Raw genomic sequence first — 21,121 nt, 5'->3', positions numbered from 1 at the left:
TCATGCTAAAAAACTGGATTAAAATATTTATTTACCACTTAAAGCAAAACAAATTGTTTTCTTTTCTCAATGTTTTCGGACTAGCCATAGGAATTGCAGGATTGATTTTCGCTCTACTATATTGGAACGACGAACAAAGTTATGATAAGTGGAATCCTGAAAAGGACAACGTATATCAAGTTTTGATACAATTGAGTGATATGCCTATTTGGTCTGAATGTTCTTTGTTTTTAAAACCTGTATTAGCCAAAGACTCAAATGTTGAAAGTATATTGTATGCTGACAGTTGGTATCAAAAGGATAAAATCATCTACAATGGAAAGAAAATAGTTGAAACTAAAATCATTAATGTTGAAAACAATTTCTTTTCGTTTTTCCCTTTCAAAATAATTAGCGGAGATGCTATCTCAGGATTAAAAGATGATTCTAGTGTCGCTATTTCAGACCTTATTGCTAAGCGCGTTTTTGGGAACGAAAATCCAATTGGGAAACAAATAAAATGTTTAGATCACATGTTTGTAGTTCGTGCGGTGTATCAAATTCCTGGAAACTCATCAATTGCTCCTAATGTTATAGTAAACAGAATGAAGGAATTGACAACAACAAATGTAACAGCTCCTTTTTTATTAAAATTAGTAGTAAAAGTCAAAGATCCATCAAAAATTGAACTTACGAGAAAAAGTCTTGAAAAAGAGTACAATACAAGCTTTGTTGGAAGAATAGCTAAACTTGAAGGATTTACTCAAGAAGAAATGGCTAAGAAAATAGGATACTTTAATGTTGTTATGGAGCCACTTTCAAAAGCAAGATTACATTCTATTACAGATGGTTATCCTGAAGGCAGAGGGAATTATCAGTTTTTAGTAATTATGGCTGGATTGTCCGTTTTAATTCTCATTTTATCTCTTGTAAATTATATCAATTTGGCTACTGCCAATGCTATACAGCGCGCCAAAGAAGTGGGTGTCCGTAAAGTTGTGGGTGCTTCAAAAGGTGCTATTGTAATTCAGTTTATTTTTGAAAGTGTCCTACTATGTTTGTTTTCTATTTTATTGGCTTTAGTGATTGTGGAGTTGTCATTACCATATTACAATGATTTTTTAAACAAGAATTTACATATTATTGGGAGTCAATTTTATCTTCAATTGCTACTCATTTTTATTGTTTCTGTTTTGTTAGCAGGAATATTCCCAGCGGTTTATGTCGCTAATTTTGAAACTTTAAAGGTGTTGAAAGGTAATTTTGGCAGAAGTAAAAGCGGAATTTGGCTGCGCAATGGAATGCTAATTTTTCAATATGCAGTTGCCACTTTTTTTATTGTAGGTTCTTATATTGTCTATCAACAAATCAACTATTTAACTCATAAAGATTTAGGTTTTAAAGGTGACCAAGTGATTACTGTACCATTAAATTTTTCAAACTCTGACTATGAAGTACAAAATCCGGGACAACATATTTATAACAAATACAGTACAATCAAGCAAGAATTATCAAAAATAAATGGAGTCAATGCAATATCTACTGGTCTTATTTCATTTGACGGCTCAAATAATGCTATAGTTCCAGTTTTATATAATGACGAACTTTTCAAGGAGCGAGGTATTCCTGTAGATTTTGGGATTTTTGAAATGCTAAATGTTAAGGTAACAAACGGAAGAAATTTTGATTTAAAAATTGCTTCAGACACAATTAATTCAGTTGTACTTAACGAAACTGCTGTGCAATTAATGAAGATAAAAAAACCAATTGGTGAGAGTGTCAGAATCAATAATCAAATTTTAAGAATTATAGGAGTTGTTAAGGATTTTAATATTTTGAGCCCCGAAGAAAAAGTGCCTCCCATCGTTTTTTATCATCTTAAAATAACGGGTAGTGCTCAATACATAGATAAAGTATATATAAAACTAAAAGCAGATAACATTGAAAATACGATTGCCGATATTGAAAAACTATGGAGCAAAGTCGATACTGAAAATCCGTTTAAATACGATTTTGTAGACAAACAATACGCTAGAACCTATGAAAATTATGTGAAGCAAAAGAATCTTTTTTCATTGTTAAATATTGTTGTAATTGGTATTGCGCTTTTTGGATTATTTGCTTTGGCATCGTATTCAATACAAAGGCGCATGAAAGAAATTGCTATTAGAAAAACTTTGGGTGCAGCAACCAATTCTTTGTTGATCGAATTATCAAAACAGTATATTTTGTATTGCACAATCGGATATTTAATTGCTTTGTTTCCGGTGTTTTATTTATTGAGCAAATGGCTCGAAAATTTTGCCTTTAGGATTCACATGACAGTATTTCCATTCGTATTTGGGTTTGTTGTTTTGCTACTTCTAACACTTTTGATAGTGCTTTCAAAAGCCTTTCAAGCAACTAAAACGGATGTTTTAAAATATTTAAAATATGAATAAGAATTCAATTTTTACGTTAGTCTTTTTTTTAATTTTTACTTTAGTAAGTGCTCAGGGAAATTCTTGGACACTTACTAAATGCATGGAAATAGCTTTGCAAAATAATATCGAAATAAAAATCAGACAACTTGAAATAAAAAAAACAGAAAAGTCCCAAAACTCAGTTTTGAATCGAATGTTACCCAGTATCAATTTATATGGTGAACAAGGCTATAATTTTGGTTCTACCATTGATCCGTCGACTAACGGAAGGGTGAGCTCTAACATTCAGAACAATAACTTTTATCTCAATGCCAGAACAAATTTAATAGATTTTAGTGCTTTTGCAAATGCACAAAAAGACAAAATTAATATTGCACTCGCCAAAGCGGATGTAGAAGTCATAGAAAATGAATACAAACTTCAAATTTTAGAAAGCTTTTATCAAGTGCTATACATACAGGAGTTATTGAAAATCCAAAAAGAACAACTCAAGCAGGCTTATTTCAACTTAGACAGAATAACTAAAGAAGTTGCCATTGGGAGTAAACCCCAAAGTGATTTGTATGACATGCAATTGAGCTTTTCAACAGAAGAAATCCGAAATCAGGAAACAGAACAATTGTATGCTATAAAAAAAACAGAATTGTTTCAGTTGATGAATGCTATTGATGTAAAAACTGATGAAGTTGTTTTAGAACCATATTTAAAGGAAGTGACAAAAGATTTTGATACTGAGCTTTTTAATCCTAAAATTAAACTTGCCGAACTCAATTATCAAAATAGTTTGAAGTCAATTCGATTGGAAAAAGCCAGCAATTATCCAGTTTTGTCAGCCTACTACGGATATTCTACTTTTTATTATAAAAATATAAAACAAGCAAATGCCAACACAGATTCTTTTTTCAATCAATTAGAAGATAATAAAAGTCAACAAGTTGGTATGCAGTTGAGCGTTCCTGTTTTCAATGGCTTTAGGAACAATAAAAAAATCAGTGCATCAAAAATAGCTGGGGATAAGGCAAAACTCACTATTGAAAAAGAAAAACAACAATTGGACAAACAAGTAGTATTGGAAGAACAAAACAAAAGAAATTATTTGCAGCTTCAGAATAAATTGGTGGAGAAAGAAAAGTATGCCAAAGCTTCTCTAGCAACTACTCAAGCTAAATTTATAAGCGGCAAAGTGGAAGCTATTGTATATTCCTCAGTGAAAAATCAATCGCTTTCGGCTGATTTTGAATTATTAAAAAATAGTCTTCAATTGCAATATATTGATTTGAAAATAAATCTGCTGACAAGGAATCAACTGTAAAAATTAACACGATTATACAAAAGTGTTTACCCTGCAAACGGTTATTTCTTTTCATCTGGAACAAAATGATTCATGAAGAAATTCACCCCGCCCACAAAACTTCTCAAAAAATGGAGAAGTTTTTTTTTGCAATGACCTGAACATTAACTTTCGGTTTAGCCGTGAATGGTTTCACTTGTTCCATAGTTCACAATTATCGAAGTTTCAAAGGCAATCCATTCCTTCCAGCGTTTATCCACATCTACATGATCCGCATATTTTTTGGCAAATCCTAAAAAAGTCGTGTAATGCCCCGCTTCACTAATCATTAAATCCCGATAAAATTTAGCTAATTCTGCATCAGCAATGTTTTCCGAAAGCACTTTGAAACGTTCACAACTTCTAGCTTCAATCATAGCCGAAAACAACAAACGTTCACACAAAGCATCATTCCTACTCCCATCTTTTTTCATGAACTTAAACAACTCATTCACATAATGATCCTTACGCTCGCGCCCTAACGAAAGCCCTTTCTTTTTTATCAAGTCGTGCACCATTTGCAAGTGCTCTAATTCTTCCCTAGCAATAATCATCAATTCAGTTACCAGTTCTTCTTTTTCTGAATTTTGAGTAATCAAACTTATTGCGTTCGATGCCGCTTTTTGTTCACACCAAGCGTGGTCTGTCAATATCTCTTCAATATTTGACTCTACTATATTCACCCATCTTGGGTCCGTAACTAATTTTAGTCCTAACATTTCAATATCATTTAATGTAGTACAAAATTAGTGATTTATTGCATAGACATATCCATCAAGATCAGATTGAACCCTTAATAAAATAAAAATAGTTAGAGCGTGCCACCAAAAAAAATGGCCTAGCACCATTCCACTCAGCCATTTTTTTGCTGTCGGGCTATCCGCTTCAAGTCCTCATTGCGTTTTTGCTACGCGACAACGCCATTGCGGGCTATACGCTCCTATCCCTCACGCGGCGTCTAACCTGAAATGAAAGCCTTTATATTCATCAGAATTTACAAGTTCCTAACGCTACAATACCACATTAAATTAGTATTTTGCAACCGTAATTTTCATCTCTTAAAAAAGTGCAATCACTCTTAATTATTGGTTTTGTTTGGCCTGAACCCAACTCCTCAGCTGCAGGCGGAAGAATGATACAATTAATTTCGCTGTATCAAAAACAAGGATTTAAAATCACCTTTGCCTCTCCAGCACAAGACAGCGCTTTTAGTACGGATCTTGAGTCCCTAAACGTTGACAAGAAAACAATCCTTCTCAATTCGTCTACTTTTGATGCGTTTATCAAAGAACTAAATCCGGCTGTAGTGCTCTTTGATCGCTTTATGATTGAAGAACAATTTGGCTGGAGAGTTGCCGAAAATTGCCCTAATGCTATCCGAATATTAGATACTGAGGACTTACATTGTTTGCGTCTTGCAAGACAAAAAGCTTTCAAGGAAAACCGAGTATACACAACCCAAGACTTAGTTGTTGAAGAAGTTGCCAAACGAGAAATTGCTAGTATTTTGCGCTGCGATATCTCCTTAATGATTTCTCAATATGAAATTGAAATACTAACCACTACTTTCAAAATTGACCAGGCGTTACTTTTATACCTGCCTCTTTTACTTGAGTCAGAGGCAATTTTAAATGCAACTACAACACCATCCTTTGAGAACAGAAGTGACTTTACTTTTATTGGTAATTTTTTACACGAACCCAATTGGAATGCGGTTCAGTATTTAAAACAAACCATTTGGCCCTTGATTAAAAAACAAGTACCTGAAGCGGTTTGCAAAATTTATGGTGCCTATCCTTCCCAAAAAGTGCTGCAACTACATAACGCTAAAGAAGGATTTTTAATTCTGGGTAGGGCAGAGGATGCGCAAGAAGTAGTAAAACAGGCCCGAGTTGTTCTAGCACCCTTGCGTTTTGGCGCAGGAATAAAAGGAAAATTGCTCGAAGCCATGCAATGCGGTACACCTAGCGTAACTACTACAATTGGCGCCGAATCGATGCATGGTGATTTGCCATGGAATGGTTTTATTCAAGACAATCCCGAACTTTTTGCCAACCAAGCAGTGTTGTTGTATCAAAACAAAAAAACGTGGCTAGCCTCTCAAGAAAATGGATTTGAAACAATCAAGCTACGTTATGCAAGAACATTATTTGAAACTGATTTCAAAAATCAAATGCAAAGCATACAGAAAAATCTAGAACAACACCGTTTGAACAATTTTATGGGTGCATTGCTACAACATCATACTTTGAAAAGCACCATGTACATGTCAAAATGGATTGCCGAGAAAAATAAAAACTAAAACGAAATTTGCTTCTATAATAATTTATTTCAAGTTGTATTTATTCAATAACAGCGATCGCTTCAATTTCAATGAGCCAATCTTTATTACCCAATACCGAAACGCCAACAAGAGTGCTTGCTGGATAATTCTCATTTCCTAAAAATTCATTTCTAATTTTTCTAAAAATCGGTAAATCGGTTTCTGGATTAAAATTTACAATATAGGTATTCATTTTAACCACATCCTTAAACGTAGCATTGCATTTATGCAATTGCTGTTCTAAGTTTTGAAAAGTAGCAATTACTTGGGCTTCTAGTGTATCCCCAATGCCAATTTGCCCTGAAATATAAAGAGTTTTAAAATCACCCGTTTTTACCAGTACTGTTTGTGAAAAACCTGCACTGGGATCAATGTATTCTTTTTGAATCATTTTGTAGCATATTAAGTCGATACAAAATTAATAGTTTATCTATTGAAAGTCCTATAAAAATACATTTTTTAAACCAACGCTACTACAACATCAAAACTACTTTGTTTGCCTTTCATTTTCAAAAATACGTAGACTACTACACCATTTTCTCTATTAAGATCTCATGTGCATGAAGGATAGGAGCGGCATCCTTTTATGAAGCGGTAGCGTAATAAAAGATATAGCGTATAGCCTGACCGTGCTGCAACGCTAGTGGAAGCTGGGACATGCCCAAAAACACAAAACCCATCAGCTCAAAAAAAGTGATGGGTTTTGTTATTAGATTGAATCCGTAGTTATGCAAGCATAGTCACTGGATTTTCAATGTATTGTTTTAGTGTTTGCAAGAACTGCGCTCCAGTTGCTCCATCGATAGTTCGGTGATCACAAGCAAGAGATAACATCATAGTGTTTCCTACTACAATTTGTCCGTTTTTAACAACTGGTTTCTCTACAATTGCACCTACAGATAGGATTGCAGAATTAGGCTGATTGATAATGGAATTGAATTCAACAATACCAAACATTCCTAAATTAGAAACAGTAAAAGTACTTCCTTCCATTTCTGCAGGTAATAGCTTTTTGTTTTTTGCTCTTCCGGCAAGATCTCGAACACTACCTCCAATTTGAGACAAACTCATAGCATCTGTAAATTTCAATACAGGAACTACTAGACCATCCTCAACTGCTACAGCAACTCCAATATTTACATGGTGATTGATTGTAATAGCATCATCTTTCCATTGTGAATTAATTTTTGGATGCTTTTTCAAAGCCATTGCACAAGCTTTAATTACCATATCGTTAAAAGACACTTTTGTATCAGGCACGGTATTAATTACTGCTCTTGAAGCCATTGCATCATCCATAGCTACTTCGATTACTAAGTTGTAATGCGGAGCAGTAAATAAGGATTCGGCCAATCGTTTTGCAATAATCTTGCGCATTTGAGAATTCTTGATTTCCTCTGTAAATGTTTCTCCAGTAGGAACAAACACTTTTGGTGCAGCAGGTGCAACAACAGTTTCTGCTTTTGCAGACGGTGCATCAGCAGTTGTTTTAGGAACAGCTGGTGTAAAGTTTTCGATATCGCTTTTTACGATCCTACCATTTTCACCCGAACCCTTAACTTGATTCAACTGAATTCCCTTATCACTTGCAATTTTCTTTGCTAATGGCGAAGCCAAAATACGTTGTCCATCAGGTGCAGCTTCTTGAGCAACTGGCTCAGTCGCTGCCGTTGTTGTTACAACTTCTTCTTTAACTTCTGCAGCAGGAGCAGTTGGCGTTGCTCCGCCTGCTTTATAATTTGTAGCAATTCCAGCAACATCAGTTCCCGCAGGACCAATAATTGCTAAAAGACTGTCAACAGGAGCTGTATTTCCTTCTTCAATACCTACATATAATAATGTACCCGCATTGAAAGACTCAAACTCCATTGTTGCTTTATCGGTTTCAATTTCAGCAAGAATATCACCTTCGGCAACTGCATCTCCTACTTTTTTCAACCAGGTTGCAACAGTTCCTTCGGTCATTGTATCACTTAAACGAGGCATTGTTATTACCACTACTCCTTTTGGTAAAGAAGTCGCTACTGCAGATGACTCTTTAGTAACTTCTGGAACAGCCACCGCTTCTGAAGCAGGTTTTGCTTCGTCTGCAGCAGGAGTTGCCTCAGCTGGTTTTCCTGCAAGTAATGCTGAAATGTCTTCGCCTTCTTTTCCTATGATGGCTAATAATGAGTCTACTGCTGCTGTTTCACCAGCAGGTATACCTATGTGTAAAAGAGTACCTTCGTTGAAAGACTCAAATTCCATTGTTGCTTTATCGGTTTCAATTTCGGCAAGAATATCTCCTTCGCTTACTTTATCACCTACTTTTTTTAGCCAAGTCGCTACCGTTCCTTCCGTCATCGTATCGCTCAAACGAGGCATTGTAATAATTGTTGCCATAATTGATTTATAGTTTATGAGGTATAAAAGGATAGTTTTCTTGTTCGTAGACTACGTCGTACAATTGTTGAATTGGTGGGTAATCAGACTCTTCGGCAAATGTAGCACACTCTTCAACCAAATCTTTCACTCTTTGATCAATAGCTTCTATTTCTTCGCTTGTAGCGTAGTTTTGATCTTTAATTACATCTAAAACTTGTGTAATAGGATCAATTTTTTTGTACTCTTCTACTTCTTCTTTAGAACGGTATAATTGAGCATCCGACATAGAGTGACCTCTATAACGGTATGTTTTCATTTCCAAGAACGTTGGTCCATCACCACGACGTGCTCTATCAATTGCTTCTGTCATTGCTTCAGCAACTTTTACAGGATTCATTCCGTCTACTGGACCACAAGGCATTTCATATCCTAAACCTAGTTTCCAAATATCCGTATGATTTGCAGTTCTTTCTACAGAGGTTCCCATAGCGTATCCATTGTTTTCAACAATAAAAACTACAGGTAATTTCCATAGCATAGCCATATTAAAAGCTTCGTGTAAAGAACCTTGTCGTGCTGCTCCATCCCCAAAATAAGTCATAGTCACACCGCCAGTATTAAAATATTTATCTGCAAATGCTAAACCAGCACCTACTGGAATTTGACCTCCTACGATACCGTGACCTCCATAAAAACGGTGTTCTTTTGAGAAAATGTGCATAGATCCACCCATTCCTTTTGAAGTACCCGTCACTTTACCAAGTAATTCTGCCATTACACGCTTAGGATCCACACCCATACCTATTGGTTGTACGTGATTTCTATAAGCGGTAATCATTTTATCTTTAGTCAAATCCATAGCGTGAAGCGCTCCTGCTAATACTGCTTCTTGACCGTTGTATAAATGTAAAAAACCTCTAACTTTTTGTTGAATGTATAATGCTGCCAGTTTATCCTCAAACTTTCTCCAAAATAGCATATCCTCATACCATTTCACATATACTTCTCTTGTAACTTCTTTCATCTGAATTTTTCTTTTGCTTAAGTGTTATTGTTGAATCAATTTGAACCTATAACGCAAAATAGTTTCCTCCCACAAATTTGCGAAACGCAAAAATAAGACATTCCGCGTAAGAACTAAAATATAATGGCTAGTTTTTGGGAATTTTAAAGGAATTTTTTATCAAACATAAATGGCAATAAATTTTTTAAGGAGTCTGATTTGTAAACCAAACCTATTTCCCCCATAAAATAGATTTCGATAGGCATTTCTTGTTTGATTTCATATTCTGCAATTGATTGCCTGCAGGATCCACAAGGCGGAATTGGCGCCGTAGTTTGATTGGTATCTGAAGCTGCTGTTATAGCCATTTTTAAAACTTTTGCATCAGGATACTTTGCACCAGCATAAAAAATAGCTACACGCTCTGCACACAATCCTGATGGATAAGCTGCATTTTCTTGATTCGAACCTACAATCACCTCTCCATTATCTAATAAAATTGCTACTCCAACTCTAAATTTTGAATAGGGTGCATAAGCATTTTTACGAACCTCTACAGCCTGTTTCATTAAATCTTGAACATCCGTTGGCATATCTTGTGCATCTTCGAAAACGGTAAACTGTGTTGAAATTATTATTTCTTTCATATTTGTAAGGGAAAAAAAATCCAAATTACACTTTTAACAAAGGTGCAATTTGGATTATCTATAAGTAATTAATCTAATTTTTAATATTCATCGTATTGATCTCCAAAATTAAATGTCAAGGAGAATCGTAATGTATTTTCTAGTGGGTTCCTAACCTTGGATGCCGAAAACAAATAAGAGACATCTACCTTGATAGTAGTGTACTTAAATCCTGCTCCTAACGAAAAAAATTGTCGTGCTCCTTTTTGTGGGCTTTCATGAAAATATCCCATTCGCATGGCAAATGAATCTTGATACAAATACTCAGCACCTACAGCATAGGTTACTTCTTTCAATTCTTCACTCATTCCGTCTGGTGCATCACCAAATGATTTAAAAATGCCAGAAGTCCATCCGATGGATCTGTAATTTTCTAAATTTTGATTTGCTTCTTCAGGTGTAGTAATTCCATCGCCATTCAAGTCGTTTTTTTGAAAAGTAGGAACTAGCAATTTATTGAATTCTACATTAAGTGCTACTTTATTAAAATCATCCAATATAAAATCAAATCCAGTACCTAACTTTAAATTAGCTGGTATAAAATTATTATTAACATCATCATTGTCGTAACTAATTTTTGGACCTAAATTTTGAAAATTAAATCCAGCTCTCCAACGTCCGTTAAAATCAGAATAGGCAATTTCTTCTGATTGAAAAAACCCTGCTACGTCTACTGCAAAAGTACTTGCAGCCGTTGCATCATTAGCATCTGAAGCTACCTTTAAGTTAGAATTGATAAATCGTCCTCCTACAGCCATCGAAAATTTCTCACTCAATTTTAAGGAGTACGATAAATCCACTGCAAATTCATTTGGTGAAACTACACGAGCAGCCTCATTAGGATCTCCAGTTTCACGTAGTTCAATTTCGCCAAGACCAAAATAACGAATGCTTCCAGCAAACGCACTTTTTTCATTTAGTTTGTTATAATACGTTAACTGACCTAATGAAATATCATTTACTAAATCAGTCAAATAAGGAGTATAACTTACTGAGAATCCTTGAGCATCTTTAGAAAATGCATACTTTGCAGGATTCCATTGTTGTGAGAAAGCATCAGCTGATGTTGCTACTCCCATATCAGCCATACCAGCTGCTCTAGCATCAGCAGCGACTAATAAAAATGGTACTCCAGGATTAATTGTCCTGTCTTGTGCGGATGTGATGTTCATGCAAAAAAGCAATACAAAAATTGGTATTATGTTTTTCATTACGAGGCTTCTATTTATTAAACAAATATAGTACATTATTAAAGTATTACAAGTTTTTCGAATTTTTCTGCTTTTTTATTAGTTGTATTCGATTTTACAGTTAGCTTATACACGTAAACTCCTTTTCCTAGCTTGTCGCCAAAATCATCTCTTCCATTCCAAGTGAGTTCTTTTGATAAGAAACCGTCCGTTGTTATAATTTGATTTTTTGTCCAGACAATTTTTCCAGTCACTGTCATCACTTGAACTTGAACTTCTAGCGGTTCAAATGGTTTGTTATGTGTAAACCAAAACTCTGTATAATTCACAAATGGGTTAGGATAGTTAAGTACATTACTCAAAGTAAGCGTGTCATTACCTACAACTACAAATTGTATTTCGGCAATTATAGGATTATTGTAAACATCCCAAGCTTTAAAGCTTATGGTGTGCAGACCTGGCGTAAGGTTCCGAAGTGGAAAACGCAGTGTTCCTTTTGTGAAATCGTCCAAATCTGCTTGGTAATAATCATTTAATATAAAAGGATTGTTTACATCACCATCTAAAACAGCAACTATATCATGACCTATTCCACTTGCCGTGTTGATTCCGCTTTCATCACTTAATTTTGCAAGTAAAAAAGGAGATTCATTCGTATTTCCGCCAGATACAAAATTTTCATCGTTCATATACAACTGTACTCTAGGACTTGTGTTATCAAGTGGCGCATTTTCATTAATCCCTCCTATTTTAATATTGCTATCAAAACCATTTTCGTTTTGCAAGGCGTCTTTCTTTTTGGCGTAAAAACTAATTCTTCCGTTTGCAAGAGGAATTCTAATATCTCTAGGCACGATAAAACTGTATTCAAATTGTCCATTTACAACACTAGCGCTTCCGCGAAAAATAGTTTCGCCCAATACATTAAAGTTAATGGGTAGACTATTGCCGTCATTATTAAGCGTTGTTCTGTTGAGCATTTTATCAAAAATCATCGAGGTAACTTCACCATTGTAATTTGAAATAATATTGTTGTTTTCATCACTAACTTCACCAGTAATTTTTATTTTTGACAAAGACTTAAAATCTTCTATCGTCTGACTTACAGGAACATCATTAACTTTTGTCAATCTAATTTTAGGTCTTGGAATAGCGAGCTTTAAAGCAGGGTCACCAATGTAAAAAACAACATTTGTAGCAGAGTTTGGATTGCTATTTTTTGAAATCCGAAGGGCTTCAGCTATAGAGGTGTATTGATTAGAACCATAAGAAAGTAAATTTTTTGTAAACGTATCATTGAATGTTTCAGCGCTAAACTGTCCTATTGATCGTATAGTAGTAATCATAGCTATGGCACCGCCTTTTGGATTCCAATACGTAAATTCACCCGCAGTAGGCCGCGAAGGGTTGTCAAATCTTGAAAACTCACAAGTGATAGTTATGAATAAAGGATATTTGAATTGATTACTTAAATTTTGACCATCTGATTTTTCCCAAATACGCTCAACTGATAGTCCGTCCTCGCCACCATGACCTAAGTAATTAAAAACCAACGCTCCTTTTTCAAAAGCATTAAAAAAATCTGTTCTAGCTTTTGGATATCGAGCACCGCCTGCAGCTGCCTCTTGAATGTATGAATCCAAAAGAATTTTATTGACATTAAAAAATGGTTTCTCAGTAGCTATCGTATTCGCTAGATTATTTTGTTTGTTTTGCAAATTGGCATCGGATAACACATCTGAATCATCTGAAATGAGCACGAAATTATTACGCCAGCTACCAAACGATTCTGAGTTGTGATATTCCAAAACTTTATTAATCATTTCATTAGCCTGTTTCGCATCGTTAACAAGCATTCTTCCCACAGCAATATCAATACCTCCAAAAGAAGAAGTAATATTACCTTCGTTAGCATCCATCAAGCCGTAAAAATCATCCGACGCATAAGAAGATTCTCCTGAACTGCTACTATTTAAGGCATGATATATAGGTACTACATTAGTATTATTTGCGATCCTATTCTTGTAATCATACGAAGAATCACCAAAAAGGTTAATGTATTTAAGTCTTTTGTCAGTACTTGACGCATTTTGATAAATATATTTAATGCAATTTCTAATCGCCGCAATATCTTGCTTTCCTGACGAAAACTCGTTATAAATTAACTCCAGCGGAATTACTTTTACATTTAAGCCCGAATTAGTGCGATGGAAATTAGCCAGTGTCTCTGCTTGCGACACAAGTACGGTAGGCGAAATAATTACATAGTCAATATCCTGAAAATTACCTGCTCTATTTGTAAAAAGCGTTCCTTTTAAATTTTGATTAGAAACTCGTGTTTGAGCATCTCTCAATGGCGTAAAAAAATCTGCATCTACAAGCGCAACATATTTTCTAATTTCACCTAAATTGGCTTTAAAATCAATTGTATTTTGATTGGAATTCACAACCGTTTTAACGTTATAAATATCCGTTACGTCCCAAATCTGCGAAATACCGGCTGCATTAGAAACCGTGTAATTCACAATTCCATTGGCGGCGTTACCAGCATCGTATTGAAACCGGAATTGCTTTCCGTTACCCTGAAGTTTCCTTTTTGCTATTAGTCGAATTTGATCAAGAAAACCCTTAGAACCAGGAACACCATTGTTATTATAATTGAGTTTTATTTTAACATTTTCAGAACCATTTATTGTGGTGTTATTAGGCAAATTACTAACGAAAAACTCCGTACTTGATGTATTACTAAGCGCAGGAAAAGTAAGTGTTGCAAGAGCACTTCCATTTGAAGTCACACTAAATGAAGTTGCCGTAAACGCAACCGATGCTGCAGACAGCATGATTTTTATAGGAACTGAGGTGTCAACATTTGGGAAATTAAAATCGAATTCTTGCTCGTTTTTAATTTCAAATGACTCCCCAAACCATTGCCTGCCCAATTTACCAATGTTTGTTATATCCTTTTCATAAAATTGATAATCATCAAATGTATTTAATAATAATGTAGGAGTTGCTGTGGGTTGTACCAAGGGACTAATTCTTTTACCATTTTCACCTTGAATATTGACGTAATAATAGGATTTGGAATCATATAAATTAATATTGGTCCGACTTTCTTCATTCCATGTATCAGTACCTTCACCATAAAAAAGCACATAGTCCGAGTCATCAAACGTGGTGTCATTTTCTCCAATAACTTGAATGGTATTTTCCATTAAATCATTTGGGTATGCTATGTTATTACTTAAAGGTAACATCCTGCCACCATTTCCGAATATTTTTATTTTCCTTGCGTCTACATTTTTAAAATCAATACCCAGCTGCTCTAAAAACCTTTTTGACAATTTGTAAACACCAGATTTTTCAATATAAAATTTATACCAATTTCCTTTAGATAATAAAGAATTAGAGATTCCAGCTGTAGCTTTAAAACTGCGGTTGGTTACAGATGTGTTAGCAGTAATAGAATAATTAAAAGAAATAATTTTCTTAAAACCAAAATCATCATTTATTATAGGTGCAAAAATAATTTGAGCAGTTACTAAATCTCTTGCAGTTGAAAGTACAAGATCAAAATCAGCTTCAGTCGGTATGTTTTTAAGATTTAAATCACCTAGCAATTCTTTATCTATGGGTTCATAAACTATAGAACTAACTTGTAAATTCCCATCTTGAAAACCCCTATAATTTGGAATTACATAATAAGCTTTAATAGTTTGTCTAGAATCATCATAATGAAACTCATCTCCAGAAAAATAGGGAATTACTATTTGATTTGCGCCGTAGTACATCTCTTTTTTTTCAAACCAATTCAATTTTATTTCACCATTTAGTTGTGAAAAACTGAGTACCGGACTGAAGACCAAAAAAAACAAAATTATTTTTCTCATTCTTTTTTTAACGTGATTTGTTTATTCCTAGTATTTATTGGTAAAAATAAATCAAAACATATCGTTTTAAATAATAATTATTATAAATTTGCGTTGTGATATATAAATTAATGTTAAAACTGAGTTTTACGTTATAATACAATTTTTACGCTGTTTATCATTAGTAAATATATTGCAGCACTAAATTATTACCTACTAAATAATATGAAAGCAAACAGAATTATGGGCCTACAAGTGTTACTCTCAATCATGTTGATTGTGGGTTTCTCTAGTTGTAGTAAAAAATCCAGCTCTAAAAACACATCAAGAGCAACCGGTTGGAACATGGATAGCAAGAAAGGAGCCAGCAAAAAGAAACAAGAAGCTGGACCAGGACTGGTTTTTGTTGAGGGAGGTACTTTTACCATGGGTAAAGTTGAAGATGACGTAATGCACGACTGGAACAACTCACCTACACAACAACACGTTCAGTCATTTTACATGGACGAAACCGAAGTTACAAACTCTATGTATCTTGATTACCTAGAATGGTTAAAAAGTGTATACCCTCCAACTGAAGAGAATTACAAAAACATATACGAAGGTGCTTCCCCTGACACATTAGTATGGAGAAATAGATTAGGTTATAATGAGACTATGACCAATAACTACTTGAGACACCCATCATATGCTGAATATCCAGTAGTAGGTGTAAATTGGATTCAAGCAGTGGAATTTAGCAACTGGAGAACACAACGTGTAAACGAAGCATTGTTAGAGAAAAATGGGTATTTGAAGAAAAATGCCAAGACAAATGACGTAACAGCCGAAAGTAATTTCGACACTGAAACTTATTTGAACTCTCCAACTTCTGCATACGGTGGAGACGAGACTATTGTTCTTAAAGGTAGAAATGCTAAAAAACAAACCAAAGGTGGTAAAAATGGTGCAGCCATTGAACCTAAAAATGTTTATGCACAAAGATCATCTGGAATTTTACTACCAGAATACAGATTACCAACTGAAGCAGAATGGGAATATGCTGCTGCTGCAGATGCAGGACAAAGAGAGTACAACATCTACAAGGGTCAAAAGAAATATCCATGGTCTGGTGGTTACACCCGTTCAGGAAAAAGACAATCAAAAGGCGATCAACTTGCTAATTTTAAACAAGGTAATGGAGATTACGGTGGAATTGCAGGATGGTCTGATGATGGTGCTGATATCACAAATGAGGTTAAAAAATATCCAGCAAATGATTTTGGTTTATACGATATGGCCGGAAACGTTGCAGAATGGGTACAAGATGTATACAGACCTATAGTAGATAATGAAGCAAATGATTTCAACTACTTTAGAGGTAACTTATATACCAAAAATATGATTGGTGCCGATGGCAAAATAGTTATTGTAACTAAAGACAATATTAAATATGACACCTTAAGTAATGGTAAAATTGTAGCGAGGAATTTACCAGGTCAAATTACACAAGTTCCTGTTGATGAACAAGAAACTTATTTGAGACAAAACTTTGATAAAAGCAATAACATCAACTACAGAGATGGAGATAAGCAGTCAACAAGATATTATGATTTTGGCGACTCAGATGATGACAAAGCAAAATCAGAAAGAACAATGTACAACTCTCCTAAACACAATGTAACTACAGACAGTTTAGGTAAAATGGTTCGTAAATTTGACAAATCTAGCAAAAGAACTACTTTAATAAACGATCAATCAAGAGTATACAAAGGCGGTTCTTGGAGAGACAGAGCATATTGGTTAGACCCAGCTCAAAGACGTTATTTCCCACAAGATATGGCTACTGATTATATCGGATTTAGATGTGCTATGTCAAGGGTTGGACCAAAAGCAGATAAGAAAAGATCTATTAGAAATAAATAAACACATTTTATAATATATACAATAATAGCCCTTTTTAGGGCTATTATTTTTTTAAATTATTTCATATGGATATACAGGAAATTCATAGTTTGTTTTTAAAATGCAGTTCCATTTCAATTGACACTCGAAAAATTGAAAAAAACTCCATGTTTGTAGCTTTAAAAGGAGATCGTTTTGATGCTAATACATTTGTTAAAGAAGCATTGCAAAAAGGTGCTGCATACGTCATAATTGACAATTCTGACTACTTTATAGATAACAGGACAATACTCGTTCTGGACAGTTTAAAAGCATTGCAACAACTATCACAATACCACAGAATTTTTTTAGGCTTACCTATTATTGCTCTTACCGGGAGCAATGGTAAAACAACTACAAAAGAACTTATTTCAAAAGTTCTTGCTATGAAATTTAATGTAAAATCAACAGTTGGGAACTTAAATAACCATATTGGAGTGCCCTTAACTTTACTTTCATTTACAAGTGAAACCGAAATAGGTATTGTTGAAATGGGCGCGAATCATCAACAAGAAATTGCTTTTCTTTGCGAGATAGCTAAACCAGATTACGGCTATATTACAAATTTTGGAAAAGCACATCTTGAAGGATTCGGAGGAATCGAAGGAGTTATAAAAGGGAAAAGCGAAATGTATGATTTTTTGCGAATCAATAATAAAGTTGTTTTTATAAATCTTGATGACGCTATTCAAGTAAAACAATCTCATGCAATTACTAATTATACATTTGGAATCCACAACCAACTAGCCAATGTATCAATTGATGCTGTTACGGCAAACCCACTAGTTACAGTCATATATAAAAATACCGCTATCAATTCCCAATTAATAGGTTTATATAACGCAAACAATATAAATGCAGCATTAACAATCGGGACATTTTTTAAGATATCAGATATAGATATTAAAGTAGCACTTGAAAATTACATACCTGAAAACAACAGGTCCCAATTGATTACAAAGAATACAAATTCGATTATTTTAGATGCCTATAATGCCAATCCAAGTAGTATGAAGGTAGCAATTGAAAACTTTTTACAGTTAGAAAACCAAAATAAAATTCTAGTATTAGGCGACATGTTTGAATTAGGGACAGATAGCATGAAGGAGCATGAAGGAATTGTTAAAATGATGTCCAATTCGAAAAATGTGTTTTGTTACTTTGTAGGCAAAGCATTTTACGAAACAAAAATAGACAAGACAAATTTTTGGTTTTATGAAACATTTGAAAGTTTTTCTAGTGCTTTTCTAAACGCAAAATTAAAAAATACTTCCATTTTAATAAAAGGATCTCGAGGAATGGCATTAGAACGAACCTTAGATTTAATATAAATTTAAGCTTTATCTTTAAAAAATAGAAAAGGATATTATTTATATCTTTTTCTATTTTCATAAACTAGATGAATAAATACTAGATTATTTTAAGACTTAAAATAAATTTCATCCTCTATATCATTAATATCATAGTCGCGTTCTAAAGGAGATAATACAGGCATAGAAACAGAAACTTCCTTTAAAAAATATCGTTTTTAATTCACTCTACTAAGCATACTGGGGTGTTAACTGAAGAAAAATTATAAAAAAGGAAAATTACTAATCATCAGTGGAATCCATCTTATGCATATAAAATGTGATTTGACAGCGATTTTTACCATCCAAAACAGAAAACTATATCATTAACACATTAAAGTAATTCGACCATTGTTTCGACTTATATTAGCAATGAGGTAATACCTACAAAACTTACACTTTGTAAAGTCTAATGCTAATACATCAGTTTTTGAAGATGAATATCTACAACCCTTTAATTAAATCTTTACCCGCATAGTAACACAATTAAAATTAGCAATTATTACCCACGCTGCTGCTTGTCTTGGACGATTACCCTTCATACCACAACATAATGTTAGACAATAATCATTGTTTAAACTAAGAAAAACATTTATAATAAAGTATTTTCTTATTTTAAAATAAATCGAAACTAGCTAATGTATTATTTTTTAAAGATAGTATCATTTGCAATAATGTGTTAAATCTTCCAATCCAAATAATTTTAATTAATGTCATATAATTATTAAAAGTATCACAAGAAATACAAATCTTTAGTTTATAGAAATTGATTACAAATCTAGAGCACTAGCTTGAAACAATCTGTTTCGAGTGAACCAGGACAATGTCTCCGATAATTATCCTTTATTAACAAAGAATATTGATACCTTATAAAACAGTAATCCTATAACACATCATATTTACTCTTATGCATTTATTACTCCCATACTAACAAAATTTAAAGATTTTTGAAAACAAAAAACCCCTCATCATTATACTTGATGTTTTCGGCTCAAGTCTAAAAGTTATGGAGGAATTACAATTTATTTCTTTGTAAAAATATTAATTAAAGAAATGGATTCATCAATCAACATACTAATCACGCTATTATTAGCAGAATATCTTGCTCACTATTTTGAATTAACATCAATAGATAAGCAAGATAAAATTTTTACACTTATGTTTAGAAAAATTAAATAAAGTTCTTTTAGAATTTTCGAAAAATAAATTGCAATCGAAAGGTTTGTTGAACCTATGAAAATTCGCGACTTGCCATAAAGAGAATCCAAAGTTTATCTTATCTAAAGAGAAGAAGATTGCTAAACATAACTATTGATAAAGTTGTTATTAGAGATTGGGATTTGGTAGCAAAAGCCACTCGATTAAAATAAAAAGTTTAACTCTTTTTTAAAAGAAATTAATAGATTCAAAGCCTACTGATTGCAATACTATTTATTCTTTTTATGGTTTTAGTTATGAAAACTTACAATATCAACACAAAGCTTTCTTAATTGATTTTGAATATGGAATGTAAAACCAAACACTAAAGAATAGATACTTTTTCCTGAAAACATTGCAAACCAATTATCAATAAACAAAACCTGCTTATCTAATGGCAAACTCAATACTACTTTAACTAACAAAACAGCAAAAGTTAAAAAGGAATAATAGTAGCAATAATTGCTAGAACTAAAGCAGATATCGTTGTATCTATTACAAAAAAAACTAATCAAGCAACGCAAAAAAATCACTGAGAAACCCTGAACATGTCAGCAAATATGAGCTTCATTACCAAGAAATGTTTCTCAAACGCAACTTGCGACATAGATATGATTCAAGTGCAAAAACTAGCACTAGAAGCATTACAAGAAATAGAACTAGAAAATGAAGCTATAGAAAAAAGCTAAAAAGGCAATAGAAAATTCATCAAAAGTGTTAACCAATGTTAACACTCTTAAGCAGTTGTTAGCAAGAAGTTGTAAATTTCTGCATAAAAAAATAGTCTAAAAACAAAATAGAACAATCTTCCATATTATTTGAATAATATCCCGATATTGAAAAAACTTACAATTTAGGACAAGATTTAAGAAACATCTTTAAAAAAAAATGATAAAATTATTGGTCTTTCAAGGCTAGCCAAATGAAATGAGAAAGTAAATCAAGCTGGCTTTAAGTCTTTGAATACTATCTCAAGATCTATCATAAATCATTACCAAACCATATTGAACTATTTTCATAATCGAAGTACCAACGCATCTGCCATATCTTTAATACCAAGATTAAAGCGTTTAGAAGCAAATTTAGAGGGGTTGGAAGTATAGAATTCTTCCTATTTGGACTAACAAATTTGTTTGCATAAATTAATCAGGTCTATAGGTTTTTGAGGATCAAGTCTGAAAGTTGTGGGGAAATATTAAAAACCGGTTATTTGTATTTTAAAAAATACAGAAATGCAGGATTCTTTTAAAGAACTTATCAAGTTGTTGTTACCAGAGATTATTGTGGATTATTTTGAGTTAACTTCTTATGAAAAAGACCAAGAAATACTTCATCTATACTTAAAAGAAATCAATTCTATTCCTAAAGAATATCGGGAGAGTAAATTAAGCTCAAAAGGTTTTTTTGACCAGATAACAGTTCAAGACTTTCCCATTCGAGGTCATCAAGTTTATCTGCATATCACACGCCGAAGATGGCTCAACG

At 33.5% G+C, this 21,121-nt stretch carries 14 protein-coding genes; 7 read left to right on the top strand and 7 right to left on the bottom strand.

All coding sequences use genetic code 11. From position 1 onward, the window contains the following. Positions 1–2 precede the first annotated feature (2 nt). Positions 3–2,420, top strand: a complete 2,418-nt coding sequence (locus IQ05_RS15095) for an ABC transporter permease (RefSeq protein ID WP_144894293.1) — start codon at positions 3–5, stop codon at positions 2,418–2,420. After that, entirely contained in the window at positions 2,413–3,714 is a 1,302-nt protein-coding gene (locus IQ05_RS15090; RefSeq protein ID WP_144894292.1) for a TolC family protein, read from the top strand. Before IQ05_RS15095 ends, IQ05_RS15090 begins: the two co-directional genes overlap by 8 nt. 155 nt (positions 3,715–3,869) lie before the next feature. Here the strand turns inward: IQ05_RS15090 and miaE are convergent, their stop codons facing one another. Next, entirely contained in the window at positions 3,870–4,451 is a 582-nt protein-coding gene (gene miaE / locus IQ05_RS15085; RefSeq protein WP_086454570.1) for a tRNA-(ms[2]io[6]A)-hydroxylase, read from the bottom strand. Between the two features lie 347 nt (positions 4,452–4,798). Between miaE and IQ05_RS15080 the strand changes: the two genes are divergently transcribed. Continuing rightward, complete coding sequence (locus IQ05_RS15080) at positions 4,799–6,034, top strand: glycosyltransferase (RefSeq protein WP_244289589.1); 1,236 nt, start codon at positions 4,799–4,801, stop codon at positions 6,032–6,034. 40 nt (positions 6,035–6,074) lie between these two features. Here IQ05_RS15080 and IQ05_RS15075 read toward each other — a convergent pair whose 3' ends face one another. From IQ05_RS15075 to porU, 6 genes are all read right to left on the bottom strand, one after another. Beyond that, on the bottom strand, positions 6,075–6,446 hold the full coding sequence (locus IQ05_RS15075) for a RidA family protein (RefSeq protein WP_144894291.1): 372 nt from the start codon (positions 6,444–6,446) through the stop codon (positions 6,075–6,077). 335 nt (positions 6,447–6,781) lie between these two features. Beyond that, positions 6,782–8,437, bottom strand: a complete 1,656-nt coding sequence (locus IQ05_RS15070) for a pyruvate dehydrogenase complex dihydrolipoamide acetyltransferase (RefSeq protein WP_144894290.1) — start codon at positions 8,435–8,437, stop codon at positions 6,782–6,784. 7 nt (positions 8,438–8,444) lie between these two features. After that, a complete protein-coding gene (gene pdhA / locus IQ05_RS15065; RefSeq protein ID WP_144894289.1) occupies positions 8,445–9,443 on the bottom strand; it encodes a pyruvate dehydrogenase (acetyl-transferring) E1 component subunit alpha in 999 nt (332 codons plus the stop codon). Between the two features lie 143 nt (positions 9,444–9,586). After that, positions 9,587–10,069: a cytidine deaminase gene (cdd, locus tag IQ05_RS15060; protein WP_144894288.1), complete on the bottom strand. Its 483-nt coding sequence runs from the start codon at positions 10,067–10,069 to the stop codon at positions 9,587–9,589. Positions 10,070–10,149: 80 nt separating this feature from the next. Continuing rightward, entirely contained in the window at positions 10,150–11,319 is a 1,170-nt protein-coding gene (porV, locus tag IQ05_RS15055; protein ID WP_144894287.1) for a type IX secretion system outer membrane channel protein PorV, read from the bottom strand. Between the two features lie 38 nt (positions 11,320–11,357). Beyond that, positions 11,358–15,188, bottom strand: a complete 3,831-nt coding sequence (gene porU / locus IQ05_RS15050) for a type IX secretion system sortase PorU (protein WP_144894286.1) — start codon at positions 15,186–15,188, stop codon at positions 11,358–11,360. 204 nt (positions 15,189–15,392) lie between these two features. Between porU and gldJ the strand changes: the two genes are divergently transcribed. The 4 genes from gldJ to IQ05_RS15030 form a co-directional block, all read left to right on the top strand. Further along, the gene (gene gldJ, locus IQ05_RS15045; RefSeq protein WP_144894285.1) at positions 15,393–17,072 is read left to right on the top strand and encodes a gliding motility lipoprotein GldJ; all 1,680 of its coding nucleotides are present in this window, start codon (positions 15,393–15,395) and stop codon (positions 17,070–17,072) included. A 65-nt stretch (positions 17,073–17,137) separates the two neighbouring features. Then, positions 17,138–18,421, top strand: a complete 1,284-nt coding sequence (locus IQ05_RS15040; RefSeq protein ID WP_144894284.1) for a UDP-N-acetylmuramoyl-tripeptide--D-alanyl-D-alanine ligase — start codon at positions 17,138–17,140, stop codon at positions 18,419–18,421. A 1,775-nt stretch (positions 18,422–20,196) separates the two neighbouring features. Then, entirely contained in the window at positions 20,197–20,325 is a 129-nt protein-coding gene (locus tag IQ05_RS15580) for a hypothetical protein (RefSeq protein ID WP_262711544.1), read from the top strand. 543 nt (positions 20,326–20,868) lie between these two features. Continuing rightward, positions 20,869–21,121: ISAon1 family transposase N-terminal region protein (locus tag IQ05_RS15030; protein ID WP_144894283.1), on the top strand; the 253-nt coding region annotated here is incomplete at its 3' end.

The organism is Flavobacterium tiangeerense (assembly GCF_007830355.1).
Lineage (GTDB): Bacteria > Bacteroidota > Bacteroidia > Flavobacteriales > Flavobacteriaceae > Flavobacterium > Flavobacterium tiangeerense.
The sequence above is the reverse complement of the archived record's forward strand: the minus strand, read 5'-3'. Positions and strand labels throughout refer to the sequence as shown.

Coding starts and splice junctions, on each gene's coding strand:
- IQ05_RS15095 (WP_144894293.1), top strand. CDS start 3: ATGCTAAAAAACTGGATTAAAATATTTATTTACCACTTAAAGCAAAAC.
- IQ05_RS15090 (WP_144894292.1), top strand. CDS start 2,413: ATGAATAAGAATTCAATTTTTACGTTAGTCTTTTTTTTAATTTTTACT.
- miaE (WP_086454570.1), bottom strand. CDS start 4,451: ATGTTAGGACTAAAATTAGTTACGGACCCAAGATGGGTGAATATAGTA.
- IQ05_RS15075 (WP_144894291.1), bottom strand. CDS start 6,446: ATGATTCAAAAAGAATACATTGATCCCAGTGCAGGTTTTTCACAAACA.
- IQ05_RS15070 (WP_144894290.1), bottom strand. CDS start 8,437: ATGGCAACAATTATTACAATGCCTCGTTTGAGCGATACGATGACGGAA.
- pdhA (WP_144894289.1), bottom strand. CDS start 9,443: ATGAAAGAAGTTACAAGAGAAGTATATGTGAAATGGTATGAGGATATG.
- cdd (WP_144894288.1), bottom strand. CDS start 10,069: ATGAAAGAAATAATAATTTCAACACAGTTTACCGTTTTCGAAGATGCA.
- porV (WP_144894287.1), bottom strand. CDS start 11,319: ATGAAAAACATAATACCAATTTTTGTATTGCTTTTTTGCATGAACATC.
- porU (WP_144894286.1), bottom strand. CDS start 15,188: ATGAGAAAAATAATTTTGTTTTTTTTGGTCTTCAGTCCGGTACTCAGT.
- gldJ (WP_144894285.1), top strand. CDS start 15,393: ATGAAAGCAAACAGAATTATGGGCCTACAAGTGTTACTCTCAATCATG.
- IQ05_RS15040 (WP_144894284.1), top strand. CDS start 17,138: ATGGATATACAGGAAATTCATAGTTTGTTTTTAAAATGCAGTTCCATT.
- IQ05_RS15580 (WP_262711544.1), top strand. CDS start 20,197: ATGAGCTTCATTACCAAGAAATGTTTCTCAAACGCAACTTGCGACATA.